This window comes from Kitasatospora sp. GAS1066B (genome assembly GCF_041262605.1).
Lineage (GTDB): Bacteria > Actinomycetota > Actinomycetes > Streptomycetales > Streptomycetaceae > Kitasatospora.
Map to the genome: position 1 here is coordinate 143,747 of NZ_JBGCCO010000014.1, position 26,223 is coordinate 169,969.

A 26,223-nucleotide genomic window follows, 5' to 3' on the forward strand; every position below is an offset into this window, starting at 1 on the left:
GTGCAGCCGATTCGCCCGTTCGGGAGGGGAACAGAACGAGGGCCGGGTTTCGGTGCACACTGTGCACCGAAACCCGGCCCTCGTCTCTCGTAGCGGGGACAGGATTTGAACCTGCGACCTCTGGGTTATGAGCCCAGCGAGCTACCGAGCTGCTCCACCCCGCGTCGGTGAACATGACTGTACGGCATCGGGGGCGGATCACCGAATCGTTGATCGGGGGCGGGCGAGATCGAGGCCGGTCGACGCCTGGCCGTCAGCCCCGCTCCGACCCGCCGCGCGGCTTCACGCGGTGGCCGCCGGTTCGGCGCACGGGTGGAGGCGGGCGTAGTAGGCGAAGGGCGGCCCGATCAGCTTGCCCACTCGCAGCCCGGACTCGCTCGCGTGTCCGATCAGCCGGGCCGGCCGGATCTGGTGGCGGTCGAAGAACTCGCCGACGATCAGCCGCCCGCCGGGCTTCAGCACCCGGCGCAGTTCGCGCAGCGTGCTGGTCGGGTCCGGGATCTCGCCGAGCGCGGTGACCAGGTAGGCGGCGTCGAAGGAGGCATCCTCGAAAGGTAGTTGGTGGGCGTCGGCCAGGGTCGGCCGGATGGTGGCGATGCCCTGCCGCTCGGCCCGGCGCATCACGTGGTCGAGCATCGGCTGCTGGACGTCGACGATGTCCAGCCGGCCGTCCGTGCCCAACTGGGGTGCGACGTGCAGGGACTGGAGCCCCGTGCCGGGGCCGATTTCCAGGATCCGCTCACCAGGGCGGGCGGCCAGCATGCCGTCCAGCCGGCGCAGCGAGAGGAACGGCAGCGGTAGGTCCAGCAGCCAGTGCTGGGCGTACGGGTAGGGCGCGGTGTCGAACGCCCACCAGGCGGTGACGGCCGCCGCTGCCGCCGTGCCGGCCGCGACCCGTCGGACGGTCTTGCGGTGCTGGGGCGAGGTGGCGAGCGAGAGTGCGGACATGGTGTCGGTGCTCCGATGTGTGACGAGGAAGGCGGCGGGACCGGTGCGACCGGCGGACCGGTTGACCGCTTGGTGTGTGCTCAACGATCCCGGGTCGGCTGGTGGGAATCCTCAGTGCCAGTGCCCCTCTTGATGGTGGTGCTGGCTACACCTCGGCCCTGCGGCTCGGTACCCGAGCGTCGCGGACCCGCCGCGTCAGCCGGCGAACCCCGGCACCACCAGGCCGGACTCGTACGCGATCACCACCGCGTGGGTCCGGTTCTGCGCGCCGAGCTTGGTCAGCACGTTCCCGACGTGCGTCTTCACCGTCTCCAGGCTCACCGTGAGCGACTCCGCGATCTCCGGGTTGGACAGGCCGGTGGCCATCAACCGCAGCACCTCCTCCTCCCGCCCCGTCAGCGCCGCCCTCGGCAACGCCTCGGCGGAGCCCAGCGGGCGGGCGGCGACCATCCGGCGCAGTGCCGCCGGGAAGAGGATCGCCTCGCCCGCCGCCACCACCCGCACCGCCTCGGCGATCTGCCGGACCGGCAGCCGCTTGAGGACGAACCCGCTGGCCCCCGCGCTGAGCGCGGCGGTGACGTAGTCGTCGTTCTCGAAGGTGGTGATCACCACGACCTTCGGCGGTGTGGCCGACGCGGCGGGTGAGGCCAGCAGTTGCCGGGTGGCCTCGATCCCGTTGCGACGTGGCATCCGCACATCCATCAGGACCACGTCAGGCCGCAGTAGCCGCGCCTGCTCGACCGCCTCGACGCCGTCGGCGGCCTCCCCGACCACCGCGATCCCCGGCTGTGCCGCGAGCAACGTGCGCAGGCCGCTGCGGGTCACCGCGTCGTCGTCCGCGATCAGGAGCGTGACGGCTGCGCTCGCGTCAGCGCTGCCGGCGACACTTGCGCTCGCGTCAGCGCCGATCACGCCGGCAACCGTACCGGCAGTCGGACCGCCAACCGCCAGTGCTGCGAGCCGTGTTGACCGGCCTCGAACTCACCGTGCAGCAGCCGTACACGCTCGGCCAGCCCGGGCAGGCCGTGCCCGGACGTCGGGAAGGCGCCCGGGCCAGTGCCAGTGCCCGTGCTCGGCCCCGTCCCGGTCCGGTTGACCACGCTGAGCTCCAGCCCGTCCGACGCGGCCGCCACCCGGACCTCGATCGGACCGCCCGCCCCGTGGCGCAACGCGTTCGTCAACCCCTCTTGCAGGATCCGGTACGCCGCCCGGGAGAGCGTCCCCTGCACCTGCGCCAACTCGCCCGACAGCTGCGGCTCCACCACCGCCCCCGCGTGCCGCAGCCGGTCCAGCAGCTCGGGCAGGTCGGCCAGGGTCCGGGTCGGCGCCGTCCCCGCCTCCTCCTCGCGCAGCACGCCCAGCACGTAGTCCAGGTCCTCCAGCGCGGCCCGGGTCGACTCCTCGATGCTGCGCAGGGCGGCCCGCGCCGCCACCGGGTCGGCGGAGAGCACCTCGCCCGCCACCGCCGCCTGGATCGTGGCCGCCGTCAGCGTGTGTCCGATCGAGTCGTGCAACTCGTGGGCCAGCCGGTTGCGTTCGGCCAGCAGCAGCTCCCGCTCGGCCGCCAGCGCGAGCCGCTCGGCCGACGACGGCCCCAACAGCCTTGGCGCCAGCCACCGCAGAGCGTTCGTCACCCCCACGCAGACAGCCGGCACCAGCAGCAGGCAGCCGAGCGCCACCGCCCAGCTCCAGGCACCCGTCACCCGCTCGTACCCGCCGGACCAGCTCAGCCCTGCCTCGGCGCCGGTCCAACCCCCGGGCAGGACCAGGCCCGCGACGAGCAGCATCATGCTCGCCAGTCCTCCCGTCCACCCCAGTGCCACGTGCAGCAGCAGCCAGAGCGGAGTCCGCCAGCGGTCGACGCCGGACGGCACGACACCGGACGGCACGGCACCGGACGGCACGGCAGGGGCCGGCCCGGTGCCGGGGGAGCGGGCCGGCCGGCGACGGGCCACCGGATCCGGCAGCGCCACCTTCAGCAGTCGACGGGCGCAGGCGATCAGCGCCCGCCGTGTGGTGCGGGCCAGCCCGACCACGGCGATCAGTGCCGCCCAGATCAGCAGGGTCAGCACGGCCCGCACGCCATAGGGAGCGGATCGCCAGGCCAGCGCCGGCAGCATGGCGAAAGGCAGCAGTGGCATGCTCGCCAGCGCTCCGCAGTAGGCGAACAGCGCACCCGAATACGTGGAGCCGCGCAGCAGCGGCCGGATTCCCCTGATCATGATCGTCAGTATGACCGGGCAGCTCAGCGGCGGCCTCCCCCGATCGGGGGAGCGATTTCTCCCGCCTTCCCGCGATGCGCACACCACGGTCCGGAAACCAGGGTCGTGTCCTGCCAGTTGACGAGAGGTCGGCCCGGTGCCACTGAACGGCGCCGCCTGGAACCGTACTTCGCGGGTTCGGCGATTCCTACTGGCGCGGGCGCATGCACCGGACTGCGGGCCGCCGCCCGCCTCGGCGAATCAAACTCTTCAGCAACAACCCGTCAGCCGACCGGATCGCTGAACTCGGCCAGGCTCACCGACGGCTGGAAGCAGGCGGCGTTCGCGGGAAGTACGTCATCGACATGCAGCGCTGATGGCGGCCCACCAGGAGATCATGAAGTCGCGCACGGCGAGCGGGCGGTCGACCACCTGGCTGGTCATCGGTTCGTGAACGCTTTCGCGGAACGTCGGAACGTCGGGACGGCCGAACGTCAGGAGGACGGGCCGCCAGGGGAGTTGGCCACTGGCGCAGTCGGATTCGGCGGCGCCCCGGTCCGATGGTCAGTCGGTGACCAGCACGCGGTCGCCGAGGTGGTCGCTCTGGTAACCGGCGGCCGCCAGGGTGGCCGCGAGGTGCAGGGCGGACTGGAAGTCCCACGAGCGGACCGCCGAGCCGCCGCTCATCCGATGGCCGACCCCGCCCCGCCGGCCATGCTTGTGCGCCGGGAGCCGGCGACTGCCCGATCCGCACTGCCAGGCGACCGACACCCCGTGGCGCTCGGCGCGCACGACCGCCCCCGCGCGTCCGTCACCGTCGGCTGCGAGCGGCAGGTTTTCGGCCGCGAGCGTCGCGATGACGGAGTCGAACAGGTCCTGGCGTTGGGAAGGCATCATCGCATCGTACAGGTGAACGACAGTTGAACGCCAATCGGCCGGCCGGCTACGTCACCTTTCGCACCGTCATGCCGCCCGCGATCGCGGGGGTGTAGCTGGCGCCACCATCGATTGGGATGGCCGGACTACTGCCTCCGGGGCGGCGCTGCGACAGGCTGGTGGTGCGCCCGAGGGGCGGGCGCAGGGGGAGGAAACCGCCATGGCGCAGGTTGCGCTGATCGAACGTCAGGCCAGGTCCGGGCCGTTGTCCGGCCGGGCGGCGACCATGCTCACCGTCCTCGGGCTGGCCATGGTGCCCTGGCTCTTCTTCCTGCACGCCGGCCTGCCCGCCACCGCACAGGCCGCGCACTGGGCCTGGACCTGGACCGGCCTGGATGCCCTGGAGGCGGTCGGCCTGCTCTCGACCGGCCTGCTGCTGCGCCGGGGCGACCGGCGCGCCGGCCTGACGTCCGCCGCCACCGCGACCCTGCTGCTGGTGGACGCCTGGTTCGACACCATGACGGCGGCGCCCGGCGGCGAGCTGACCGCATCGGTGCTGATGGCGATGGGCGCGGAGCTGCCGCTGGCGGTGCTCTGCGCGAGGTTGGCGGTGCGCGCGATTCACGGAGAACTCCCTAATCATCCCTGAACGGCCATGAATGATGTACGTTTAGGGAGTGAAGGGGAAGGTCATGGGCACTTCGGGCCGGACCTGGACGGAGCGCGAGGGGACGGCGTGGCGCAACAGCTCTACTACTCGGTGGACCAGGTGGCAGACCTGCTGGGCCTGCACGTCAGGACGGTGCGCAGCTATGTCCGCGACGGACGGCTGAAGGCGACCAGGGTCGGCAAGCAGTACCGGATCACCCGTGAGGACCTGGCGGTGTTCACCGGCGCGCCCGCCCCGGCGTCCGTTGGTCGGGTGCGGCACGCCGAGGTGTCCGCCGTCGTGCAGATCGATGCGATCAGCGCCGAGGAGGCCACCCGCCTGGTCAACACGGTGGTGGCCACCGTCCAGGGCCCTCGCAGCGGGGGAGCCGCTGACCACCTGCGGGTGGAGCACGTCTATGACGAGGAGCGGGCCACCCTCAAAGTCATCGTCCTGGGCGGCCTGGAGGCCACGGCGGAGCTGTTGAAGGTCATCGACGCGCTCAGCGAGCAGCCCGCGTGAAGCCCTTTCCGGACTTCTTATCGACCACTGAAGGAGCGCAGTCCCATGCCTGACACGATCCAGCGCATCGCCGACACCGACGTCCTGGTCTGCGCACCGGACGGCCCTTCGCTGCGCGAGGAGCGCGACGCGATCGACCTGATCGGTGAGGCGCACTACCACGGCGCCCACTGGGTCGCGCTCCCGGCCGCCCGGCTCACCGACGACTTCTTCCGGCTGCGGACCCGGCTCGCGGGGGACATCGTCCAGAAGTTCGCCAACTACCGCCTGGGGCTGGCCGTCATCGGCGACATCTCCCGGCACGTCGACGCCGGCACCGCGCTGCGCGACTTCGTCCGGGAGAGCAACCGGGGGACTCAGCTCTGGTTCCTGCCGGACTCCGACGCACTGCGGACCCGGCTGGCGAACCGCTGACGGTCGGCGGGCGACTTCAGCTGGTCGCCGCCGGTGCGAAGCAGCCGACCAGCAGGGTCAGGCGGTGGTCGTGGGCGTCCGCGGCCAGGGCCTCGCGCGCGTCGGTTGCCGTTCGCGCTCCGCTCGTTCGCGCTCTCGGCGCGCCTGGTTCGCCATGACCAGAATTCTAGCACCGCTAGAATCCCTTCCGCTGCTCTGCTAACGTTGCTCCTGTCCCTAGCGCTGCTAGCAAGGAGAAGTGACGTGACCGTCACCGCGTACACCTTGGCCGCCGTCCTCGATCTCTTCGTGCTCTTCATCGGGGCTCGTTTCCTGTTCCAGCCCCGCGCCGCCGCCGCCGGATACGGCGTGCCCGCCAAGCCGGACGGCGACCCGGCCTACCTCACGATCAAGGGGGTGCGGGACGGCACCTTCGGCCTCGTCGGCCTGGCTCTGCTGGCCTTCGCGGGCGCCCGTGCCGAGGCCTGGTTCATGCTTGTCGTGGCGCTGGTGCCGCTCGGTGACATGGTGATCGTGCTGCGGCACGGCGGCGCGAAAGCCGTCGCGTTCGGGATCCACTTCGCCACCGCGATCGTCGTTCTGATCAGTGCCGGCCTGCTCTTCGCACTCTGAACCCGCTCGACCCACCCGATCCGTTCTGCAGGGAGCCCGAAATGTCGCTGATCGTGCCCGACTTCACCTCTTCCGTGCTCGTCCGCTCCGCCGACGCCGAAGTGGCCGGCCGCGTCCCCACCACCATCCGGCTGCTGGCCGACAGCAGCATGACCGGCGGGGCGCTGTCCACCCAACGCGTCACGCTGGCCGACGGCGCCGACGGCGCCCGGCCGCACCGCCACGACAAATCCGCCGAGATGTTCTACCTGCTCGACGGCGCCGCCCGATTCCTCTCCGGCGACCAGGTCGTCCACGCCGAGCGCGGCGACCTGGTCATCGTCCCGCCCGGCCTCCCGCACGCCTTCGCCGCGGCGCCCGGATCCGACGCCGACATCCTGATCGTCATCACTCCCGGCGTCGAACGCTTCGAGTACTTCCGCCACTTGCAGCGCATCGCGCTCGGTGAGGTCACGCCCGAGAGCCTGCTGGAAGTGCAGGAGCGGTACGACACCTACTTCCTGCAGAGCGCCGCCTGGCACGACGAACGCCGCTCGGCCTCGGCGGATGGGCGCGGGTGAGCGGCTGATCCCGCCAACCCGCGTACCCCGACCCGCGAGTGCGGATCGGGGCACGGGGTAACGCGATCTGACGTGCCGTCAGTCGATGCGCCGGGCGAGCGGCATTCGCGACCGGGTGGTGGCCGAGGCCACCAACGCGGCCAGCAGGGGAAGCGCCACCAGGATCAGCAGCAGCTGGGACCACGGGGTGATGATCGGCTCGTGCGGGATGTGCAGTGCCATCTCGTGCGCCTTGCGCAGTGCGACGGCGGGGACGTAGCCGCACAGCGTGCCGAGGGCGGCGCCGAGCAGGGCGATGGTGCCGCACTGGAGACCGCTGAGCACCCGGCGGGTGCGAGGCGGCGCGCCGACGGCGGTCAGCGTGGCCTGGTCGGGGCGGGAGTCGGCGGCGGCCAGGCCGGTGGCGATGCCGGCCGCGCCGAGGACCACCAGGGCCGCGAAGCCGCTCAGAGCGAGGGTGGTCAGGTCGCTCTTGGACTGGTAGCCGCGTTCGACGGCGAGTTCGGCGAAGGAGTCCAGGTGGTTGACGGCGGCCGTGGCCTGCTGCTGGAGCCGGGCGGACGGCGGGGCGGCGGGCAGCCAGACCGAGGCGGTGAGCTGGGTGGCCAGGCCCAGGTGCTGGGCCGTGCCGGGGCTGACCAGGCCAATGCCGTAGTGGGCGGCCGCCGGGTTGTCGATCAGTACGGCGGGCACGCTGACGTCCTTGTCACCGGGCTGGGACGCCTGACCCGGCTGGGCGGGGCCGCCGCCGCTCTCCCCCTGCGCGTGGAAGGTGGCCTTGCCGTCCTTGACGTAGCGCGAGTCGAAGACCACGGCCTGGCCGGCCGCCAGCGCCGCCTCGGCGGCCGGGTCGTGCAGGCCGAACATGTTGTGCAGCACGGTCGGGTCGCCCGCCAGCACCGGGGCGGACCATTGATAGCCGCCGGTGGCGACGGAGTCGACGAAGTTGACGGTGCTGGCGCAGTTGGGGCAGAAGTGGTACTCGAGCTGGTAGACGTCGGCCCGCGCGCCCAGTCCGGGCAGGTCCGCGGTGATCGCGGCCTGCAACTGCGGCAGCGGGCTGGTCGGGATGACGGTCAGGGTGACCGCGCCGGTCGGTGCGGTGGCGCGGTACTCGCTCCTTGACTCGGCGTCACTGCTGGCGGTGTAGACGGTGATCGCGACGGCGCCGGCCACGGCCGCCAGCACGGCGGCGATCGCGGGAGCGGTGCGGCCGCGCTGGCGGGCGGCGTCGCGCAGGGTGAGCCTGGGGGCGAGCGGCAGGTGGCGGGCGAGCCGGCCGAGCAGGCCGACCAGCAGCGGGGTGCAGGCGAGCATGCCGAGTTCGGCGGTGGCCGAGCCGCCGAGGATGGCCAGGGTCTGCGCGTCGTAGCCGCCGGCCACCGGCATCCCGGGCCGGCCGCTGCCGCCCGCGCCGAGCAGCGCCAGCGTGGTGCCGGTCGCCACCAGCACCGCGCCGAACGCCGCCAGCCGCTTGCTCGGTGCCTTCGCCGTGACCCGGCCGGCGAGCGCGGCGACCACGTCCTGGCGGGCCGCCTGGACGGCGGGGAGCACGGCGGCGACCAGCGCCGTGCCGACGCCGACGGCGCCCACCGCGAGCAGGTCGAGCGGATGCACGCTGAAGTGTCCGAAGCGGCTGCCGGCCGCGGACTCGAGCCACGGGCGGAGCACCGCGACCAGGCCGGTGCCGACCAGGACGCCACCGAGCGCGCCGGCCAGCCCGAGCACCACGCCGCCGCCCAGCACCACCGCGCGCACCTGCGCCCGGTCGCCGCCGCCGGCCGCGAGCAGCGCGAGTTGGCGGCGCGAGCGGCGGGCGCCGACCGCGAAGGCGGGGCCGGCCAGCAACGCGGTCTCCAGCAGCGCCATCCCCGCGATGGTGGCCGCGACCACCGTGCCGGAGCCGCCGATGCCGGTGGCCAGCACGAACTTCTGGCTGCGGTAGTACGGAACGGCCGAGCGGGCGGGCGGGTCGAGCGCGACGGTGCGGGCGGTGAGGGTGTAGCCGTAGCGGTTGAACTCCTGGACCTCGGCCCAGCCGAGGTGGGCGCCGGCGGGCAGCCGCACCAGCCAGCTCGGCGGGTTGGCGGCGGCAGCGTCGGCGGTGGCGGGGTCGGCGCCCGCAGCGTCGGTGTTGGCGCCGGCCGCCGGCAGCGGCTTGTTCTGCTCCGCGGCGACCAGCGGCGCGATCAGCTCACCGGGCCGCCCGATCAGCGCCACCTTCGACAGGTCACCCGGGTACTCCGCCACCGCGGTCAGCGTGAACGGCTTGCCCTCCACGCCCTTGACCGTGGTGGTGTCCCCGAGCGCCAGGCCGGACTGGTCCAGGAACGCCTGGGTCACGGCTGCCTCGTAAGGGGCGTGCGGGGCACGGCCCTTGACCACGTCGACCTTCCCCCGCCAGAGCGGGTCGCCGAGGTCGGCCTCGGCGGTGGAGGTGAGCAGCAGGCCGGATCGGGAACTCGCGCTCGCCTCCGGACCCGGGCGGGCGGAGGTCAGCGTGCTGCCCGGCGGCAGCAGGCCGGCGACCAGCGCGGTGGGGTCGGTGGCGGCGCCCTTGACCTGCTCGGGGGAGGGCTTTTGGCCCTCGGGGTCGGCCAGCACGGTGGTCCCGTCGTCGGCGTTCGGCGCCTGCGCGACCGTGCGCCCCGGCGACAGGGCGCCGACCAGCGCGTCCGAGGTGCCCAGCGAGCGCTCGATCCGTTCCTGCGGGGTGAGTTGGGCACTGCGGTAGGCCACGTCCGCGCCGGCCACGCCGAGTACCGGCAGCGCGATCATGCCGACGATCAGGGCGCTGCGGCCCTTGGCCCGCAGGGCGTCGCGGCGGGCGATGCGCAGCGCCACCCGCCAGGAGGTGAGCTTCACGGGGAGACCTCCAGCCGGGTGGCGATGCCGGCCGCGATGGCCGTCAGGGCCTCGGCGCTCTGGCGTCCGGTCTCGTCCACCAGGCGGCCGTCGCGCAGGAAGACGACCCGGTCGGCCCAGGCGGCGTGGCGGGCCTCGTGGGTGACCATCATGACGGCCGCCCCGGTGTCGCAGCGGGCGCGCAGGACGGCCAGCACGGCCTCGCCGGTGGTGGAGTCGAGCGCGCCGGTGGGCTCGTCGGCCAGCACCAGGCGGCGATCGCCGATCAGCGCCCGGGCGATCGCCACCCGCTGCTGCTGGCCGCCCGACATGTCGTCGGGGAAGCGGTCGGCCAGTTCCTCGATGCCCATCTCGGTCAGCGCCGCCAGCGCCTCGCGCCGTGCGGTGCGCGTCGCCACCCCGTCCAACTCCCGTGGCAGCATGATGTTCTCGGCCGCGGTCAGGGCCGGGATCAGGTTGTAGTCCTGGAAGACGTAGCCGATCGCGCGCCGGCGCACCGCGGCCAGCCGCTTGCGCGACGGCTCGCCCAGCGAGCGTCCCTCGACCACCACCCGCCCTCCGCTGGGACTGTCCAGGCCGCCCGCCAGGGTCAGCAGGGTCGACTTTCCGGATCCCGACGGCCCCATCACCGCGACGAACTCGCCCGGACGGACCTGCAGATCCACCCCGCGCAACGCGTGCACCTCGGCGGCGCCCCGGCCGTGGACACGACTGGTCCCGTCCAGGTGCAGCACCGCGTCCTGCGGGCCGGCGGCCGTGCCGGCGACTGTTTCGACGTACGACAAAGTTCCCCCTCGCTCAAGGGCATGACGCCCGTTCGGGCATCTGCATACCTGGTATGTATACCCGGTATGCACGACGGGCTCAAGCGTCGCGACTCAGGCGTCGTGGCTCAGGCGTCGTGGCTCAGGCCTCGTGACGCGGGCGCAGGTGGCGCGGGCGTCGCCGCTCATCGAGCGTCGAACCGCTGTCGATGCCGCTCGCGGATGGTGATGCCTGTCCGGCCGACCCGGCCGGGAACTCGCAACGATGGGAACGACATGAACACTCGCGGCATCAAGCGGATCACCGCGCTGGCCTTCGCCGGTGCGGCCCTGGCCGGCGGGCTCGGCCTGGCGGCCGCAGGCAGCGCCTCGGCGACCTCCGGCGGCGGTTGCGGCGGCCCGGCCTGGGAGCAGGGCTGCGTCAGCGCGACCGCCAGCGGGGCCGTCAACTCGGACGCCTACACCAACCTGCAGTCCAACGCCTGTTCGGTCGACGTGATCCTCTGGGACTACACGACCAACACCCACTGGGACAACTGGTTCGCCTGCGGCTCCGGCTACACGCACTACCAGGGCACGCTGCTCCCCAACCCGAGCTCGGGCCACGACTACAAGAGCGAGCTGCGGGTGTACTGGAACAACGGCAGTGGCTACGACTACCAGACCAGCCCGGACCTGATCTACTGACGGTCCGCGGTCACTGACCGCCTGCCGGTCGGCGGCCCCGCCGCACCGACCGGTTGATCCGAACGTGCAACTCCCTTCAGCGGCGCCCGGCCGAGTCTCCCTGACCGGCCGGGCGCTTCAGCCATGAAAGGCGCTACCGCCCATGAACGACCACGTCCGCACGCGCCGCCCGGTGGCCGGCCGACTCGCGGCCGGCTCCGCGCCGGCCCTGCTGCTCGTCGCCGTGCTCGGCGGCATCCTCGGTGGCACCGGCGCGCCCGGTGGCACGGCCGGGCCCGGGACCGGCGTCGCTCCGGTCGGCACCGGGCGCCTGCTGGCGGATTCCTGCTACACCGCGCCGGGTCAACTGGAGAGCGAGTACAACGGCACCGGAGCCTCGTGCGGGCCGGGCTGGGCCCAGATCTGACCGCGGTCGGCGTCCGGCGTGCCCGCCGGTGCACCGGCGGGCACGCGGTCCAGCCGAGCTCGCACCTGGTCCGCCTCGGGCAGCCCGAGGCGGACCAGGATCGCGTGGGCCTCGGTCAGCCGTGCGCGGGCCTCGGCCGGCCGTCCGGCCCCGGCCAGCGCCCCGCCGAGCGCCGCCAGCGCGTAGCCGAGGTTCCGTTCGGCGCCCTCGCCGCTGATCGACACCGCCCGCTCGGCCTCGCGGACCGCTTCGTCGTGGCGGCCCAGGACGCTCAGGGTGTCCGCGAGCCGGGAACAGGCCAGCGACTCCCGGTCCAGCCGGCCGGTCGCCGCCGCGAGCGCCACGCACTCGCGCAGCCGGGCCGCCGCCTCGGCGTGCCGGCCGAGTTGGTGCAGGGCCAGCCCCAGCACGTAGAGCGTGTAGGCGGTCCCGTTGGCGTCACCCAGCTCGCGGGCGACCGGAAGCACCCGCTCGCAGGTCAGCGCCGCCACCCCCGCCTGGCCGCAACGGACCCGGGAGAGCGCCGCGTTGACCGTCCCGGCCACCGCGCCCGAGCGCTGCCCGAGCCGCTCGGCCAGCGCCACCACCTCGTCGAAGCAGCCGATCGCCTCCTCGTTGCGGCCCAGCGCCTGGGCGATCAATCCCAGGTCGTTCAGCGCCTGACGCAGCACCAGGGTGTCCCCGCACTCCCGGGCGGCCCGGGTGGCCAGGCCCGCCTCGGTCCCGGCCTGGTCGAGCCGGGTCATGCCGAGCAGCAGGGTGCCGCAGAGGAAGCGGGCCCGCCCCTCCGCGTACCGGTCCCCACCGGTCACGGCGGCGGCCGCCAGCGCCCGGGCGGCGGCCAGCGCGCTCGAGCCGCCGACCGCCCGGGTCAGCGGGCCGAGGCCGATCAGCAGGTCGGCGGCGGCGCGCAGCTCGGCAGGTGATGGACCATCAGATTGCTGTTCTCCGAGGAGCGTTGCAGCGCCTACTGGTTCCTCGGCCGTCTCGGCCAGCCGACGGGCCAGGCCGATCGCGCCGGCGGCCTCCGCCTCGGCCCAGCGCCGGGCCTCGGCCAGCCCGTGGAAGGCCGGCCCGGCGGGCCCGGCCGTGCCGTCGCCGGCCGTGCCCAGCTCGGCGCCCAGGCTCTCGGAGACCGGATCCCCGGGTACGGCCAGCCGGAACGCCGCCCGGCAGCCGATCAGCAGGTGGCCCAGCAGCCGGTGCCGGGCGCCGGCCGACTCGGCCGGGTCGGTGGCGAGCGAGACCCGCCGGGCGAAGACCCGCAGCAGGTCGTGGTAGCGGTAGCGGCCGGCCGACGGGGAGTCCAGCATCGCCGCGTCCACCAGTGACTCCAGCAGTTCCTCGGCCACCCGCTCCGGCAGGTCGAGCAGTGCCGTCGCCGCGCCCAGGCCGATATCCGGTCCCTCGGCCCAGGAAGCCAGCCGGAAGGCCCGTGCCTGCTCGGCGGTGAGCTGCCGGTAGCCGAGTTCGAACACCGCCTCGACGGTCAGGTCCGCCACCCGCAACTCGTCGATCCGGCGCCGCTCGTCGGCCAGCCGCCGGCTGAGGCTGCGCAGCGTCCAGTGCGGCCGGGCGGCCAGCCGGGTGGCCACGATCCGTACCGCCAGCGGCAGATGGCCGCAGGCCCGGACCAGGTCGAGTGCCGCCGCGGGCTCGGCGGACCGCCGGTGCGCGCCGATCACCTGGTCGAGCAGCTCGGTCGCCTCGGCGTCGGTGAACACCGCGACGTTCAGTCGCAGCAGGGCCGGCAGCCGGCCCACCGCCAGGGTGCGGCCGGTGACCAGTGCCGCGCAGTCCGGGGCGCCCGGCAGCAGCGGTTGGAGCTGCGCGCTGTCCCGGGCGTTGTCCAGCACGACCAGCAGCCGCCGCCCGTCCACCGCGGAGCGGAAGAGCGCCGAGCGTTCCGCCTCACTCTCGGGCACCGCTTCGGGTGACACCCCGAGCGCGGCCAGGAAGCCGGCCAGCACGTCGGCCGGGTCGGCGGGGCGGGCATCGGCGCCGCGCAGGTCCGCGTAGAGCGCACCGCCGGGGAACGCCGCCCGGGCGCGGTGGGCCGCGTGCACGGCGAGGGTGGTCTTTCCCACCCCGCCCATGCCGGCCAGCACCACGATCGGGGGCATCCGCCGTTCGGGTGCGGTCAGCGCCCGGTCGATCCGTTCGATCTGGTCGGCGCGGCCGATGAAGTCCGGTGAGCTGGGCGGAAGTTGGGCCGGCGTAGGGAGGCGGGCGGGCGCCGCCGGGTCGGGGCGTGCCGAGTCGGGCCGCACGGCGGGTCGCGGGTCGGCGGGTGGGTCAGCCGGTGAGTCGGCGGGCAGGTCGGCCGGGGCGCCCGTTCGCAGCGTGGCCGACGGCGCCGGGAAGCCGAAGAGCCGGGTCGGCAGCTCCTGTGCACCGGTGAGGATGTGCCGGTGCAGCGCGGTCAGCTCCGGGCCCGGTTCCACCCCCAGCTCCGCCACCAGTTGCTCGCGTACGGCGCGGTAGACCGCGAGCGCGTCCGCCTGTCGGCCGCTGCGGCGCAGCGCCCACATCAGCAGGCCGTGCGGCCGCTCGCGCAACGGGTGCTCGGCGGTGAGCGCGGTCAACTCGGGCAGGCAGGCGCCCGGGTGGCCGAAGACGACCTCCAGGGCCAGCCGCTCCTCCAGCAGCGCGAGCCGCAGCTCGACCAGCCTGTGGCGCTGCCGCTGCGCGTACGGGCCCGGCACGCCGGTGAGCGGCTCGCCCTGCCAGCGGGCGAGCGCCTGGTCCAGCAGCCGGCGGGCCTCGTCCGGTCGACCCGCACCCGTCGCCGTCCGCGCGGCGGCGGCCGACTGCTCGACCAGCCGTACGTCCACGGCTGTCGGCGGCAACAGCAGCCGGTACCCGGCGCCGGCGGAGACCAGCACCGAGGGTTCGGCCGGCCGCAGCTCCAGCGCCCGCCGCAGCCGGTAGACGTAGGTGCGGATGGTGGTCACCGCGGCCGGCGGCGGCTCGCCGCCCCAGAGCGCGTCGATCAGGTCCTCGGCCCCCGCCGCGCCGTTCGGCCGCAACAGCAGCACGGCCAGCACCCCTTGTTGCTGCGGGCTGCCCAGCGCCACCGGCGCCGCGCCACGGCAGGCGCGCAGCGGACCCAGCAGCGAGAACCCGAGTGGCTCGGTCGGCCGGTCTTCCTGCACACGCGTCCCCTTGCGGCGAGAGCACTGGTTCGATACCGAACCTCTGTCGGCAGGGGATGCTAGGGCGGCGCGTTACACGATCGATAAACGGCGAACCGTGGCGTGGCCGGAGCCGAGGATCGAGATGCTGTGCCCAGCGTTGGGTGGGCACAGCATCCCCGGTTCGTGCTCAGGCCTTGGTGAAGGACCAGTGCTGGTTGTTGTCGGTGCCGTTGCACTTGGCGAAGAGGGTGTAGTTAGCGCCGGAGGTGTTCCGGGTGAGGCACTTGTCGGGCGACTGCTTCGACTGGATGTAGAAGGAGCCCTGGCCCGCGAAGACGACCTTGAACTGCTGGTTGGAGTTGTCGCCGCAGTTGTCCAGCATGCCGCCTTCCCCGTACTGGTGCGTGCCGATGATCATGCACTGGCCGTCCCGGGTGCTGGTGCTGCCGGTCTGCTTGAGTTGCCACAGGCCGCCGTTCTTGCTGAGGAGCTGCCAGTTCCCCTTGTAGCCGTCGACGGCGTAGACGGCGTTGAAGTCCCCGTGCGTTCCGACCAGGGAGTCGTTCGAGGCAGTGGTCGGTCGGATCGTGAAGGTGGTCTGGTTGCCCCACGTGTCCAGCGCCGGCGGCTTGACCTCGAGGCCGTCGACGTCGTTGGTGCTGACCCAGAAGTTCTTGCTGCAGCTGGCCGCGAAGGGGCCGAGGCACTTCTTGCCCTTCTTGGGCCAGGTGGCCAGTTCGACCCAGGCGCTGCGGCCGGTGACCCGGCCGTCCTCGTCGGTCTCGGTGACGATCTTGTCCTGGGCGCCGTCCGAGCGTGTGACGCAGGTGCCTGCGGGGATGGCGTACTTGGGGTCGTTGCTGGCGGTGTCGGGTTCGCCGGCCTTCAGAGCCGGGTGCAGCTGGACGTCGTCACCCTCGATCCGGAAGGGGCAGTTCGGCTCCGTCTGGCTCGCGGGATACTGCTCGACGACGCCGAACCCGACGCTCGCGGGGATCTTCAGGGCGTGGAAGTAACCGGTCTTGTAGCAGCCGGCGTTGGGCACGGTGTAGCGCTCGGCGATGCTGTTCGCGGTGTCGCCGACGTAGATCTTGTCGCCCTTGTTGCGCCAGCCGTACCGCCAGGGCAGCGTCTGCACCGCCCACACGTCGGACATGACGCCCATCGCGACACGCTGGGTCATGTCGGAGGTCGGGTTGGTGGCGGTGTCCGACTGGCCTTCGGAGACGGTCTTGTCCTCGCCGTAGCTCCCCGTGATGCTGACCTTGATGCTGGAGACCCACTTGAGACCGCTGTCGACCTCCGTGGTGGCACTCACCGACCAGTGAGTGGTCTTGGACTCGTCCGAACTGACGGTCGTCGAGGAGTTCGGCTGCAGCGTTTTGGTCTTGCCGGTCGCTGTGAACTCGTCCCGTGCGCGCCGCCACTTCTTGTGGGTCGACTCGTCGAACGGATTGATGTTCGGACCGTCGATGCCCGTGCAGGCGTTCTTCGCCTTGTTGTTGCGGTAGACCACTCCGTAGACGCCGTGGGACGTCAGATCGTCTTCGTTGGAGCCGTCGAACTCCAGCACACCCCCCGTGCGGGCGCCGGGTACGCCGACCTGGGTCACGACCAGGGGGTCCTGCTTGGCGGCCTGCGCCACCGGTGCGGACACGGCGCCCAGTCCGCCGGCCAGGGCCAGTGCGGTGCCGGCTGCCAGCCAGGAGTGTCGTGTTCTTTTCACATCAGCCTCGTTCGGGGGTACGGGAGCCCGCGATCCGCAGGGCTCGACGCGCAAGATGCTACTGTTCGTGATCAGTTGATTACTCATCAACAAGTGATGGTTCATCAAATAGCGTGAGGAATCGGGCTGCTGCCGGTTCCGGTTGATAAGGAAACGGATTGACCACACCACCCGCCTCGCGCCGCACCACTGCGGCGCTGGCCGCGCTCCCGTTGCTCACCGCGGTCACCGCGTTCACCGCCGTCGTGCCGACGGGCCAGGCCTGGGCAACGGCCAACCGTTCTGCCGGAGTTGTCGTCACCACGGTCAAGGGCGGTGTGTCGGTCGCTTCCATCGAGGTCTTCCCTGACGGCTCGGCCGGGGTCGTCGCCACCAGCAACGGCAGGATCATCGTGGCGAAGTACACGCCCGGCGGGAAGCTCAACGACGCCTGGGGAGAGCACGGCATCGCCACCGTGCCGCTGCCCAAGAGCGCCGGTGCGGCCGGCGCCGCAGCGATCGGCATCAGCGGCACCAAGGTCGTCGTGGCCGGCACCGTGGGCGGTGACGTCGTCGTCGCGCGGTTGACCGCCAACGGCCGTCCCGACACCACGTTCAACGGCACCGGGTACCGCATCACCGACCTCGGCGGCACCGACGACGCGGCCACCGGGCTCACCCTCGGCTCTGCCGGCGAGCCCTACCTGCTGGCCAGCACCCAGGGCCACATCGCCGTGGTCAAGTACTGCTCCGGCAACGAATCCACCTGCAAGGCCGGGCAGTTGGACCATCGCTACGGGAAGAACGGGATCGCCCGGATCGACTTCGGCGGCGCCGAGAGCGGCGCGGCCCTGGCGGTCCGCAGCCTGGGCCGGGTCGACGTCGTCGGCACCACGCGCAAGTCCGGCGCGACCGAAGACAAGTTCGCCATGGCCGGCCTCACCCCTGCGGGCCGTCTCGACAACGCGTTCGGCACCGGCGGGAAGGTCGTCACCAGCGACCGGCGAGCCATCCACACCGGGCCCGTCATGGCCCTCGACTCCAGCGAACGCATCCTGGTCGCCGGCACCGTCGACGGCCACTTCGCCGTCGCCCGCTACACCTCCGCCGGAGCCATCGACCGCACCTTCGCCACCACGGGCGTCGCCACCGCCACGACCAAGGGCACCGCGACCACCATCAACGTCTGGAAGAGCGACATCACCGTCGCGGGAACCACCCCCGACGGCAAGGCCACCGCCCTGCGCTACACCGCCGGCGGCACACCGGCCACCCAGTACGGCACCAACGGCGTCGCGCAGGCAGCCCTCGGCGGCGGCAGCGCGGACACCATCGCGGGCGTCGTGCTGGACGGCGCGGGTCGTGCCATCCTCGCCGGCACGACCGACAACAGGATCGCTCTCCTGCGGTACACCACCAGCGGGGCCCTGGATCACAACTACGGCTGACCTGCGGCCCGCACCTCGCCGACCCGTCGTCCTCCATGAGTCGGCCCCGGAGGCTGCTGCCGGGGTCGGCTCAGTGAGCCCCGGTGCTCAGCCGACCGGGCCCGTCATCGCGGGCGGCCCTACCGCCGGTTCGAGCAGCGACAACGTCCGCTGCCGCGCATCGAGGCCGACGCGAACGCCTACCGGCATCGGCAGATTCGGGCCGGCATGCCCGAACTCGACGTTGCCCAGGACCGGGATGTCACGGTCGCCGAGGACGTCGAGGACGATCTCGCGCAGGGACGGGGACGCGCCGGGCTCGAGTCCGCTGATCTCGCGCGGCACGCCCACGACCATGCCGGAGATCCGGTCGAGGATGCCGCAGTGTCGCATCACCTGCAGATAGCTCCACACGTACGAGGCCAGGCCGCCCATCTCCTCCCAGAACAGCACGGCACCGTCGAACCGGTCGAGCGGCAGCGCGAAGGGCGTCGCCTGCGCCAGCGCGATGCGGTTGATCACCCCGCCGATCAGCCGCCCTTCGGCGCGACCAGGACGCCAGCACTCCCACGACGGGCTCGCGGGCAACGCACCGATCGCCTCGGTACCGGTCAGCAACCTGGAGTAGAGCTTCTCGAGTTCCGCCTGGCGCGCCACGGGCGCAGCCTGCCAGGAGCCGCCGAAGCCGGGGACGGCCATGTCGGCATGGAACCCGACCAGGCCCGTGCGCGCATGGAGCACCAGATGCAGTAGCGAGATGTCGCTGTAGCCGAGGATCGGCTTGGGGTCGGCCCTGATCGCGTCGACGTCGATCAGGTCGAGGTAGCCGAGCGCCGTCTGGCCGCCGTCACTCGCGACGATCGCGCGCACCTCGGGATCACGCAGAAGACCGTTGAGCTCCGCAGCGATCTCGACCGGCGTGGCCGCGCTCCACCAACGGCGCCGTCCTGCTTCGAGCAGCGGAGCCCGCCGCACGCGGAACCCCATCCGCTCGAACAGCTCCACCGTCCGCTGGACGTTGGGCTCGTAGGCGGCTGGCAGCGGGCCGGACAGCGCGGCGATGACCACGAGGTCTCCGGGCCGCAGGGCACGCGGTCGAAGCAGTAGAGGCGGTGCCGAACCGGTCATGGCGTCAGTGTCGCGGGTGCCATTGGTAGAGTCACGCGACTTTCGCCGATCGTCCGCCCCTGGCCCCGCGGCGAGCCCGACGAACACCACTGACCAGCGCTCAGGACGATCGAAGGGCGCAGCCCAGGCCGCCGATCTGGTGCAGCGCGGCTCGAGTGGTCGCGCTTACCCCGGTGATAGAGCGTGACCGGCTGCACGGAGGGCGGCTGGAGGCCGCGCGGGAGTTGCGGCGCTGCGCGGCGGGCCGAGGCCGTCTGCCAGGTGGTCGGTGATCCCCTGGTGCAGGTGCCGCATGTCGGCGAGCAGCGGGTCGAGCACGGTGGCGTCGGATCCTTGCTTCGCTGCGGCGTCCAACTGGCGGCCGAGGGCTTCCAGTTCGGCGAGCGCCGTGGTCTGGTAGGGCGTCATCGGCTCTTCTCCTCGATCAGTGCGGCAGCGGACTGGCGCCCGAGCCGTTGTTCCAGGTCCTCGGCGATCCGGTGGACGAGGCGCATGGCCAGCCCTGCTAGCCGGATCAGTTGTTCGGCTGCGGTCGTTACCCCGTGCTGTTCCAGTTCGGCGGCGGCGGCGATGACTTGTCGCAGGTCCTGCTTCGCGCTGGACGGCTCGAACGGCTGGTGCAGCGTCCAGCCCGGCGCCGGACCCTCGGGTACTGGCGGCTGAGCGATGGTGTCCGCTCGGTACCTGGAGCTGGTGAGTGTCCAGTTGGTGAGCGCCTGCCCGAAGTGGTCGAGTGCCAGCGCGAACCGGAGCGTGACCGGGGAGAGCGGCATCGGGTCTTGGGGGTCGCAGGTGCGAACGTCGGCGCGGATGGCGGTCAGGAGGAACCAGAAGCGCGCTTTCTCGGCTGTCAGTTGCTCCCGCACTCGCTGGCGGGCCTGCTCGGTGGTCAGCCCGGTGGTGCGGGCCAGTGCGTCTTGCGCGGTGAAGGTGTCCCCCTGGCGGTTGGCCGTGTCGGCCGCGAGGTCGTTGGTGAGGGTGCCGATCGTCGAGAAGCAGCTGAGGAGCGAGTTGACCGGCAGGCTGTTCCAGTCGGGGGTGACGCATTGCAGGGCGAGTTCGGTCCACATCGCGGCGAGCAGCATGCCGCCGTCGATCGGTCGCAGCGTCAGGTACTCCCGTAGCGTCGGTGTGCGGCGCGGGCGGATGTAGCCTTCCAGCTTGTCGGCCGCCGCGTGGATCCACGCGTCCAACTCGGCCGTGTAGCGCGTCCACCAGTCCTCCGGCATCGCCGCCCGGGTCCGCTGGACCAGCTCGGCGAGGGCCCGCGCGGTGGGGTGATCGGCGGGCTCGGCGGGCTCCCCGTCCAGGACATCGAGCAGCCGGTCGACGAGCACTTCGACCGCCGTCGGCTCCGCGTCGCGCAACTCCGTATCGAGCACGTCATCGAGCCGCCACACCAACAGGCCCCAGCACGCGGCCAGTTCCAGCGGCTCGCCGGTCGAGCCCCGCCACCCGGCCAGGAACAGCTTCACGTAGCCGTGATCCAGGTAGCTCATCGGGTCGTGGTGCAGCTCGTGCCGCTCCAGGAAGGCATGGGCAGTGCGGTGAAGGCCCGGGTGCCGGGTGTCGGTCTCGATCACGCCGCTACCCCCGCATGCCCCGAGCGGTGCTTGCACTGGCACGGGGTGCAGCGGCGCACGCGCTCGTCTCGCACCACGCCGGCCGCCACCCGGGTCGTCCGCGATTCGCCGAGGTGCGGGGCCGACTCGGCACCGCAGCCGACACAGCCCGAGCGCTGCTGATCATCAGTCAGGACTCCGTCCACAAGCGGCAGCCCGATAGCGGGCTGCGGCAGGGACTCTGCAAGATCTGCCATGCCCAGAGCCTCGGGCATTTCCACATCGGCGCCAATGGCAGCCTGGTCGTGAAAGCGGCTGTTGTTCATAAGCTACTCGTGAAGACTCGCCTGCTGTTCATATGCGTCTGTCCAAACCGGCGACGCCTGGCGTCCAGTCGGGTCTACCGTGGTCCCATGTCCCGGATCAATCACAGGCCGGTTGTAGCGCACCTGCGACAGCAGGCGGCAGCTGAGGACTGGTCAGCGTGGCGCCTCGCCGCGAGGATCGCACACGAGTGCCAGGTGAGTCTCCTGCAGGCTCAGCGACTGGCTCGGGGTTGGACGTTACGACAGGCAACCTCGGCGTACGTCGTGGCCGGGGGTCGACTGACAATGCAGCAGCTCTCCGTGTGGGAAGTCGGCCGGGGCCGACCAGGTGATGTGAATCTGGACGGCCTATGTCGTCTGTACGAGACGCGTCCGGACCGGCTCGGTTACGGCCGGGACTACACCCCAGCAGGGCACCAGGGCGACGGAGAGACACCTTCTGCGGTCCCCAGGCGGTCCTCCACTGGTGACGTTCCGAAGGAGATTTCCGATCGGCGCGCAATACTGCGTGGTCTGTTCGCATCGGCGGGAGTTTCGCTTACCGGAACTGTGCTGGATGCCCTCGGCGACGTGCGCAGGTCGCTGACGGATACCCTCGGTGAGAGCCTCAGTGAGACGATGATGGAGCAGTGGGAGCGCTCAGCGGCCGAGCATGGGCATTCGTATCAGATGAGCCCACCGAATCAGCTCCTCGCCGAGAGCGTGCTTGATTTCGTTGAGATCCAGCACCACCTCGCCCGGCGCCAGTCCACCGAGTATCGCCGACGGCTCTGCCACGTAACTGCACAGCTGGCAGGCACCGCGGGTATGGCGCTTGTCGCGCTCGGCGAGCACCGCGAGGCTCGCGCATGGTTCCGCACTGCACAGTTGGCCGCCGAGGAGACCGGCGACCGCGCTTTGAGAGCGTGGCTCCTCGCTCGGGAAGCTGTGATCCCGTTCTACTTCGGCTCACCACAGGCCGCTGCTGAACTCGCTGAACGGGCCCGGCTGGTGGCCGGGAGCAGTGCGTGCGCCACTGCCGCGTGGGCCCCGGCTCTTGAGGCGCGCTCGCTCGCACGTGTCGGCCGTACTGACGATGCCCGCCAGGCGATGCACATCGCAGAACGCGTGTTCGCCCGCCTGAGTGATGATCAAAAAGCCGACACGGCCTACGGATACACCGAGCGCCAGCTCCGCTGGCACGTCGGAAGCATGCACACGGTGCTCGGCGACACCCGGCGCGCCCAGCACGCGCTGGACCAGGCACTGACGATGTACGCCCCGGTCGAGCACCTCGACCGGGCGCTCATCGCGCTTGATCAAGCAGCGGGGCTCATCCGCGTGGGAGAGGTGGCCACGGCTGCGCAGGTGGGCGTTCACACACTGGAATCCCTCCCGACCGCTCACCGAACCGGCATCGTGATCTCCCGCGCACGCGAGGTCGCAGCAGCGATTCCCGCTCGCGCGGCCCGCATGCCACTGGTTGGCGAACTGCGCGATGCAATCACCAACGCAGCCGTGCCCGCACACGCTGGTTAGGGGCGCCGGGCCAGGAGCTGCAGCAGACCGGTAACGGCGACCCCAGCCACGATGTCCCGCTGGTCGATCATGTTCTGGATCCTGTTGAGCGGAATCCACTCGATCCGGTCGGCCTCGTGCGTGTCGACGGGTGGCGCAACGAACACGGCATCACGGGCCAGGAAGACGTGGTGCTCGGCGTTCGACATGCCGCCGACCGGCTGGTTGTATGCCAGCGGCTCGACCGACGCGACGCGCCATCCTGTTTCCTCCTCGACCTCACGGGCGGCGGCGGCCGCCAGCGTCTCGCCGTCCTCGACGATGCCGGAGGGGATCTCCCAGTTCCATGTGTCGGTGGCGAAGCGGTGGCGCCACATCATGAGCACTTCGCCGCGGTTGTTGAGGACCACGGTGGCGGCGACCGGGGCCCACTTCACCAAGTGGTGCTCGTACCGGGGCTGACCCGGAGGCTCGACATCGACCAGGTCCAGCTCAACCCAGGGGCTGGTGTAGACGGTGCGGCTGCCGTAAACGGTCCACTTGCTCAACGTACGCCTCTCGCTTGCAGGGCTGACAGCGCGATCTTGCCATGCTCGACTGCCGCCTCTGCGGGGAGAGAGGCCGAGCTGTCTCACGGCGCGGCCGACGAGAGGCCGGGCGGCCATGAACGACAAGCCCGCCCTCTCCTATGGCGTGCAGGACCGGAATGGCGGGAATCTTGAGGCCTCGTTCGATCTGGCCCAGGTAGTCGGGGGTGATGCCGACGAGGCCAGCGATGACATCCTGTCGTCGGTTGCCGCGGGTTTGACGGTAGTGCCGGCTTGTAGAGCACGCGCCACTCCTCGTCCGCCCGGACGGAACCCTCCCACCAGTACACAGACTTGATCGGACCGTCGATCTGGGCGCAGGCCGCGACCCGCGCGCTCACACCGGCGCGGGCAAGTTCCTCGGCGCGCGCCGCGCTGTCGGTGGTGGTCAGGACAGTGATGTAGCCGGCCATGATGCTCCCTTTGGGGTGACGTCGTTTGAGAGCGTACCCAGCGGGCAATGAGCAGCCTCGGTGAGCAGTTCCACCGATGCCCGGGGACCTGCGCGACGCCATCGCGGAATCCACTGCGCGAGGCCGACGCCGGCGCGTATCGAGGGTCCCGCTTGGCGATCGTCCCGGTGGGTACTGCCTCACGTGCCGATTCCGACGGCTGCTCTGTCTATCGGTTGTTGATCGGTCGTCTACCGGCAACTGACCTACTGAGAGCAAGCGTTCCAGTCGCGGCCTTGGAGGACCATCGTGCTCAGACGGGTAGTTCGAGTAATAGTCGGTGTGGCGGCCTTGATGCTCGGCATCGCGGCCACGCCGACCTATGCGGGTTCAGCCCCGCACACCGCGGTGGAAGCCGCAGGCCAGGCAACCCCCGAGGCATGCGGCGGCAGCGCATTGAGCTGCTTCTGACAGGCCGCGGTTCCGGTTTCGAGATCCGGTATTGCCAGGGCAGGGATGGATGACCGAGATCGTGACCCGTCGGCTTCGGCTACGGCGGTTCAGCCGTGACGATGCGCCGGCCCTGGCCCGGTACCGCTCCGACCCCTGTGTCGCCCGTTACCAGTCCTGGTGCTCGCCGATCGATCAAGCGGAGGCAGAGGCGATCGTTGCCGGCTACCTCACGGAGAATCCCGACGGGCCCGGCGTCTTCCAGTACGCGATCGAGCTGTACCGGCGGCCCGGCCTGATCGGTGATCTCGCTGTCGCGACGGAGAGCGGCCGTGGTCAGGCAACGGTGGGCATCACGCTGGCCCCCGACATGCATCACCGGGGCTACGCGACCGAAGCGATGACCGCTGTGGCGGACCGCCTCTTCGCCAGGGGCGTGAAACGGATCGCGGCCACCTGCGACGCCCGCAACACGGCGTCCGCGAAGCTCCTCCGACGAGTGGGCTTCGAACAGCAGGGTCGGGAGAACCAGTACGTGGAGCAGCGTGGCATCCGCGCCGATTTTCTGCTGTTCAGGATGTCGAGTGAGCAACTGCGCCGCCCCCACCCCTCATGAACCTGCCGGGAACCAACCGGGTTTCAGCGGCAATCACCAAGCGCACTCACGCGCATTCAACATAGGAGGACACCATGGTGGATCCAGGTCGCGTATCACCCCGTATCGCGCCGGTCGACAAGACCGAGGTCAGCACCGACTCTGTGGACACACCGAGTCAGCCGAATGAGCTGGACGGTTCGGAGGACTCCACGGAGTCCCGCGCTCAGGGCTGGCCGGGCGATGCCAATGCCTGAGGTGATCCAGGTTTAGCGAGCTCGTCCCGCCGGTTCCCCATGGCCGGCGGGACGTTCTCGTTCCAGAAGAAACCCTCGACTGCGCGGGCGACCTCTACCTCAGCGGACTGGCCATCTGATCAACACCCCTCCACGAACGCTACGGGAGCCGACTCCGCTCCGAACCCGGCACGAGGGGGAGGCGCGCCAGGTGGTACGGAGCAAGCGCGGCTGGACTCCCCGCTTGGGGCGCCCGGGTAGATCAACGAGCGTGACCACTTGGCTCCAACAAGCGTGTCCCGTAGTCCGGGAACCGCCAGCTCAGAGGGTGGTCAGAAGTGGGTGGCGATGGCGAAGGCCTGTCGGAGTTGTGTCATGTCGTGACGGTCGCGATCCGCCGGTTCGTAGCCCTGGTGGAAGTAGACCTGCTGTTCGGGTGACAGGCAGCCAACGACGGTCCCCCGGATCTTTCCCGTGACAAGGCACGAGGCGGGATAGGTGAATGGGTGCTCGGCGTCGGTAGAGGCCTGGACCGCGGACCCGTCGGCGGCGAAGACCAGCGGGTGCAGATCGATCTCTCGACCGCTTGGGTCGGTGACCACGAACCGCACCGGCCGCCAATCGAGGGTCTCGGCGAAGCCGGCTTCCGCGAGCGCCGCCATCACCGCTGGCTCCTGGTCCTTCCGGTGCATCAGGTCCAGGTCACGGTGCTGGCGAGTCTGCTCACCAATGAGGGCATCGACGCCCCAGCCACCACCGATCCAGGTGTCCACCTCCGCCCGCCGCAGCATGGCGAGGATGGCCAGTACGTCGTCTGCTGTCATCACCCGCGGACGCTAACGCCGATCGCCTGGGCGGGCGAGCGGATTTGCTGCCGCCAGCACCGCCGCTCCAGCCCCACCCGGGCAGACGATCAAGACCACAGACTCCCGCCCACGACCAGCGCGAGCACCTCGGAGAGCTGCCACGCCAGCACCCCCGACCAGCACGTTCGAGGATGGCGAAGCCTCCCTGAACTCGGATCACCGGGCCGGCCGGATGAGGATGCCCGCGACGCGGACCCCGCCTACCGCAGGCCGTCGAGGAACTCGATGACACGCCGGGTGAGCAACTCGGCCGCAGCCTGGTCGTACGACGGCAGCGAGGAGTCTGCGAACAGGTGCTGCTTGCCGGGGTAGAGGAACAGTTCGGCGCGCTCAGTGGCGGCGGTCAGCTCCTTGGCGGCGTCGAGGTCGCCCTCGTCGGCGAAGAACGGGTCACCGTCCATCCCGTGCACCTGCACCGGGACGTCGGCCGGCCAGGCCTCGGCGAACTCCGACACCGGGAGGCAGGAGTGGAACAGCAGAGCACCCTTGGCGCCGGCGCGGGTCTGGGCCAGGCGCTGGGCCGGCATGACGCCGAGGGAGAAGCCCGCATAGACCACCTCGCTACCGAGCGACGCGGCAGCGGCGAGGCCGCGCTCCATGATGGTGCCGAACCCGGTCCGGCTCGCGTAGCCGATGCCCTGCTCCAGGGTGTCGAAGGTGTGCCCCTCATAGAGGTCCGGGACGTGGACGGTGTGGCCTGCCCGGCGGAGCTCGGCCGCGAAGGCCTCGACTCCGGGGGTCAGCCCCTGAGCGTGGTGGAACAGCACAACCTCGGCCATGGCCTGCCCGCTTTCGACTTCGCTGAACGATC

The 26,223-nt window shown here is 71.4% G+C and carries 26 protein-coding genes and 1 tRNA gene; 10 read left to right on the forward strand and 17 right to left on the reverse strand.

The genetic code is table 11. From position 1 onward, the window contains the following. Positions 1–90 precede the first annotated feature (90 nt). The 5 genes from ABH937_RS17910 to ABH937_RS17930 form a co-directional block, all read right to left on the reverse strand. A tRNA-Met gene (locus tag ABH937_RS17910) sits at positions 91–164 on the reverse strand. A 118-nt stretch (positions 165–282) separates the two neighbouring features. Beyond that, positions 283–1,032 (reverse strand): class I SAM-dependent methyltransferase, encoded by a 750-nt coding sequence (locus ABH937_RS17915; protein ID WP_370218778.1) that lies wholly within the window; start codon positions 1,030–1,032, stop codon positions 283–285. 111 nt (positions 1,033–1,143) lie between these two features. Further along, complete coding sequence (locus ABH937_RS17920; RefSeq protein WP_370218779.1) at positions 1,144–1,860, reverse strand: response regulator; 717 nt, start codon at positions 1,858–1,860, stop codon at positions 1,144–1,146. Then, positions 1,857–3,170, reverse strand: a complete 1,314-nt coding sequence (locus ABH937_RS17925; protein WP_370218780.1) for a histidine kinase — start codon at positions 3,168–3,170, stop codon at positions 1,857–1,859. Before ABH937_RS17925 ends, ABH937_RS17920 begins: the two co-directional genes overlap by 4 nt. Before the next feature lie 543 nt (positions 3,171–3,713). After that, positions 3,714–4,043: a hypothetical protein gene (locus ABH937_RS17930; protein WP_280690169.1), complete on the reverse strand. Its 330-nt coding sequence runs from the start codon at positions 4,041–4,043 to the stop codon at positions 3,714–3,716. 202 nt (positions 4,044–4,245) lie between these two features. Between ABH937_RS17930 and ABH937_RS17935 the strand changes: the two genes are divergently transcribed. The 5 genes from ABH937_RS17935 to ABH937_RS17955 all read left to right on the forward strand — a co-directional run bounded on the left by ABH937_RS17935 (position 4,246) and on the right by ABH937_RS17955 (position 6,782). Continuing rightward, on the forward strand, positions 4,246–4,674 hold the full coding sequence (locus tag ABH937_RS17935) for a hypothetical protein (protein WP_370218781.1): 429 nt from the start codon (positions 4,246–4,248) through the stop codon (positions 4,672–4,674). Between the two features lie 87 nt (positions 4,675–4,761). Next, on the forward strand, positions 4,762–5,196 hold the full coding sequence (locus ABH937_RS17940) for a helix-turn-helix domain-containing protein (RefSeq protein ID WP_280690167.1): 435 nt from the start codon (positions 4,762–4,764) through the stop codon (positions 5,194–5,196). A gap of 45 nt (positions 5,197–5,241) precedes the next feature. Continuing rightward, positions 5,242–5,610 carry a DUF4180 domain-containing protein gene (locus ABH937_RS17945; RefSeq protein WP_280690166.1) on the forward strand — a complete coding sequence of 123 codons (369 nt, stop codon included), beginning with the start codon at positions 5,242–5,244 and terminating at the stop codon, positions 5,608–5,610. Positions 5,611–5,853: 243 nt separating this feature from the next. Then, on the forward strand, positions 5,854–6,222 hold the full coding sequence (locus ABH937_RS17950; RefSeq protein ID WP_280690165.1) for a DUF4267 domain-containing protein: 369 nt from the start codon (positions 5,854–5,856) through the stop codon (positions 6,220–6,222). A gap of 41 nt (positions 6,223–6,263) precedes the next feature. Further along, a complete protein-coding gene (locus ABH937_RS17955) occupies positions 6,264–6,782 on the forward strand; it encodes a cupin domain-containing protein (protein WP_370218782.1) in 519 nt (172 codons plus the stop codon). Between the two features lie 78 nt (positions 6,783–6,860). Here the strand turns inward: ABH937_RS17955 and ABH937_RS17960 are convergent, their stop codons facing one another. Continuing rightward, the gene (locus ABH937_RS17960) at positions 6,861–9,647 is read right to left on the reverse strand and encodes an FtsX-like permease family protein (RefSeq protein ID WP_370218783.1); all 2,787 of its coding nucleotides are present in this window, start codon (positions 9,645–9,647) and stop codon (positions 6,861–6,863) included. After that, positions 9,644–10,432, reverse strand: a complete 789-nt coding sequence (locus ABH937_RS17965; RefSeq protein WP_370218784.1) for an ABC transporter ATP-binding protein — start codon at positions 10,430–10,432, stop codon at positions 9,644–9,646. The genes ABH937_RS17960 and ABH937_RS17965 overlap by 4 nt, the downstream gene beginning before the upstream one ends. Positions 10,433–10,687: 255 nt before the next feature. On the opposite strand from ABH937_RS17965, the gene ABH937_RS17970 reads away from it, so the two are divergent. After that, complete coding sequence (locus tag ABH937_RS17970) at positions 10,688–11,098, forward strand: hypothetical protein (protein ID WP_280690162.1); 411 nt, start codon at positions 10,688–10,690, stop codon at positions 11,096–11,098. Positions 11,099–11,240: 142 nt separating this feature from the next. Beyond that, positions 11,241–11,504 carry a hypothetical protein gene (locus ABH937_RS17975; RefSeq protein ID WP_370218785.1) on the forward strand — a complete coding sequence of 88 codons (264 nt, stop codon included), beginning with the start codon at positions 11,241–11,243 and terminating at the stop codon, positions 11,502–11,504. On the opposite strand, the gene ABH937_RS17980 is transcribed toward ABH937_RS17975, so the two are convergent. Further along, the gene (locus ABH937_RS17980; RefSeq protein WP_370218786.1) at positions 11,441–14,659 is read right to left on the reverse strand and encodes a BTAD domain-containing putative transcriptional regulator; all 3,219 of its coding nucleotides are present in this window, start codon (positions 14,657–14,659) and stop codon (positions 11,441–11,443) included. The two genes, ABH937_RS17975 and ABH937_RS17980, sit on opposite strands and share 64 nt — an antisense overlap. A gap of 169 nt (positions 14,660–14,828) precedes the next feature. Next, complete coding sequence (locus tag ABH937_RS17985) at positions 14,829–16,367, reverse strand: hypothetical protein (RefSeq protein WP_370218787.1); 1,539 nt, start codon at positions 16,365–16,367, stop codon at positions 14,829–14,831. Positions 16,368–16,525: 158 nt separating this feature from the next. On the opposite strand from ABH937_RS17985, the gene ABH937_RS17990 reads away from it, so the two are divergent. Beyond that, positions 16,526–17,794, forward strand: a complete 1,269-nt coding sequence (locus tag ABH937_RS17990; protein ID WP_370218788.1) for a hypothetical protein — start codon at positions 16,526–16,528, stop codon at positions 17,792–17,794. A gap of 87 nt (positions 17,795–17,881) precedes the next feature. On the opposite strand, the gene ABH937_RS17995 is transcribed toward ABH937_RS17990, so the two are convergent. From ABH937_RS17995 to ABH937_RS18010, 4 genes are all read right to left on the reverse strand, one after another. Then, on the reverse strand, positions 17,882–18,901 hold the full coding sequence (locus tag ABH937_RS17995; protein WP_370218789.1) for an LD-carboxypeptidase: 1,020 nt from the start codon (positions 18,899–18,901) through the stop codon (positions 17,882–17,884). A gap of 165 nt (positions 18,902–19,066) precedes the next feature. After that, positions 19,067–19,309, reverse strand: coding sequence for a hypothetical protein (locus tag ABH937_RS18000; protein ID WP_370218790.1), 243 nt, complete (start codon positions 19,307–19,309; stop codon positions 19,067–19,069). After that, positions 19,306–20,484 (reverse strand): terpene synthase family protein, encoded by a 1,179-nt coding sequence (locus ABH937_RS18005; protein ID WP_370218791.1) that lies wholly within the window; start codon positions 20,482–20,484, stop codon positions 19,306–19,308. The genes ABH937_RS18000 and ABH937_RS18005 overlap by 4 nt, the downstream gene beginning before the upstream one ends. Then, positions 20,481–20,789 (reverse strand): hypothetical protein, encoded by a 309-nt coding sequence (locus ABH937_RS18010; protein ID WP_370218792.1) that lies wholly within the window; start codon positions 20,787–20,789, stop codon positions 20,481–20,483. Before ABH937_RS18010 ends, ABH937_RS18005 begins: the two co-directional genes overlap by 4 nt. A gap of 549 nt (positions 20,790–21,338) precedes the next feature. On the opposite strand from ABH937_RS18010, the gene ABH937_RS18015 reads away from it, so the two are divergent. Beyond that, a complete protein-coding gene (locus ABH937_RS18015) occupies positions 21,339–22,307 on the forward strand; it encodes a hypothetical protein (protein WP_370218793.1) in 969 nt (322 codons plus the stop codon). Here ABH937_RS18015 and ABH937_RS18020 read toward each other — a convergent pair. Beyond that, positions 22,304–22,951, reverse strand: coding sequence for an NUDIX hydrolase (locus ABH937_RS18020; RefSeq protein WP_370218829.1), 648 nt, complete (start codon positions 22,949–22,951; stop codon positions 22,304–22,306). The two genes, ABH937_RS18015 and ABH937_RS18020, sit on opposite strands and share 4 nt — an antisense overlap. Further along, the gene (gene cutA, locus ABH937_RS18025) at positions 22,918–23,388 is read right to left on the reverse strand and encodes a divalent cation tolerance protein CutA (RefSeq protein WP_370218830.1); all 471 of its coding nucleotides are present in this window, start codon (positions 23,386–23,388) and stop codon (positions 22,918–22,920) included. The genes ABH937_RS18020 and cutA overlap by 34 nt, the downstream gene beginning before the upstream one ends. 397 nt (positions 23,389–23,785) lie before the next feature. On the opposite strand from cutA, the gene ABH937_RS18030 reads away from it, so the two are divergent. Next, a complete protein-coding gene (locus tag ABH937_RS18030) occupies positions 23,786–24,331 on the forward strand; it encodes a GNAT family N-acetyltransferase (protein WP_370218794.1) in 546 nt (181 codons plus the stop codon). A gap of 547 nt (positions 24,332–24,878) precedes the next feature. On the opposite strand, the gene ABH937_RS18035 is transcribed toward ABH937_RS18030, so the two are convergent. Both ABH937_RS18035 and ABH937_RS18040 read right to left on the reverse strand, forming a co-directional pair. Beyond that, positions 24,879–25,370, reverse strand: coding sequence for a nucleotidyltransferase domain-containing protein (locus ABH937_RS18035; RefSeq protein WP_370218831.1), 492 nt, complete (start codon positions 25,368–25,370; stop codon positions 24,879–24,881). 242 nt (positions 25,371–25,612) lie between these two features. Next, positions 25,613–26,191 (reverse strand): dienelactone hydrolase family protein, encoded by a 579-nt coding sequence (locus ABH937_RS18040; protein ID WP_370218795.1) that lies wholly within the window; start codon positions 26,189–26,191, stop codon positions 25,613–25,615. Positions 26,192–26,223 lie beyond the last annotated feature (32 nt).

What these genes read in the sequence shown, in the direction of transcription:
- ABH937_RS17925 (WP_370218780.1), bottom strand. Translation starts at nt 3,170, where the DNA reads ATGATCAGGGGAATCCGGCCGCTGCTGCGCGGCTCCACGTATTCGGGT.
- ABH937_RS17930 (WP_280690169.1), bottom strand. Translation starts at nt 4,043, where the DNA reads ATGCCTTCCCAACGCCAGGACCTGTTCGACTCCGTCATCGCGACGCTC.
- ABH937_RS17935 (WP_370218781.1), top strand. Translation starts at nt 4,246, where the DNA reads ATGGCGCAGGTTGCGCTGATCGAACGTCAGGCCAGGTCCGGGCCGTTG.
- ABH937_RS17945 (WP_280690166.1), top strand. Translation starts at nt 5,242, where the DNA reads ATGCCTGACACGATCCAGCGCATCGCCGACACCGACGTCCTGGTCTGC.
- ABH937_RS17955 (WP_370218782.1), top strand. Translation starts at nt 6,264, where the DNA reads ATGTCGCTGATCGTGCCCGACTTCACCTCTTCCGTGCTCGTCCGCTCC.
- ABH937_RS17970 (WP_280690162.1), top strand. Translation starts at nt 10,688, where the DNA reads ATGAACACTCGCGGCATCAAGCGGATCACCGCGCTGGCCTTCGCCGGT.
- ABH937_RS17975 (WP_370218785.1), top strand. Translation starts at nt 11,241, where the DNA reads ATGAACGACCACGTCCGCACGCGCCGCCCGGTGGCCGGCCGACTCGCG.
- ABH937_RS17995 (WP_370218789.1), bottom strand. Translation starts at nt 18,901, where the DNA reads ATGACCGGTTCGGCACCGCCTCTACTGCTTCGACCGCGTGCCCTGCGG.
- ABH937_RS18000 (WP_370218790.1), bottom strand. Translation starts at nt 19,309, where the DNA reads ATGACGCCCTACCAGACCACGGCGCTCGCCGAACTGGAAGCCCTCGGC.
- ABH937_RS18010 (WP_370218792.1), bottom strand. Translation starts at nt 20,789, where the DNA reads ATGAACAACAGCCGCTTTCACGACCAGGCTGCCATTGGCGCCGATGTG.
- ABH937_RS18020 (WP_370218829.1), bottom strand. Translation starts at nt 22,951, where the DNA reads ATGGCCGCCCGGCCTCTCGTCGGCCGCGCCGTGAGACAGCTCGGCCTC.
- cutA (WP_370218830.1), bottom strand. Translation starts at nt 23,388, where the DNA reads ATGGCGTCGCGCAGGTCCCCGGGCATCGGTGGAACTGCTCACCGAGGC.
- ABH937_RS18030 (WP_370218794.1), top strand. Translation starts at nt 23,786, where the DNA reads ATGACCGAGATCGTGACCCGTCGGCTTCGGCTACGGCGGTTCAGCCGT.
- ABH937_RS18035 (WP_370218831.1), bottom strand. Translation starts at nt 25,370, where the DNA reads ATGACAGCAGACGACGTACTGGCCATCCTCGCCATGCTGCGGCGGGCG.
- ABH937_RS18040 (WP_370218795.1), bottom strand. Translation starts at nt 26,191, where the DNA reads ATGGCCGAGGTTGTGCTGTTCCACCACGCTCAGGGGCTGACCCCCGGA.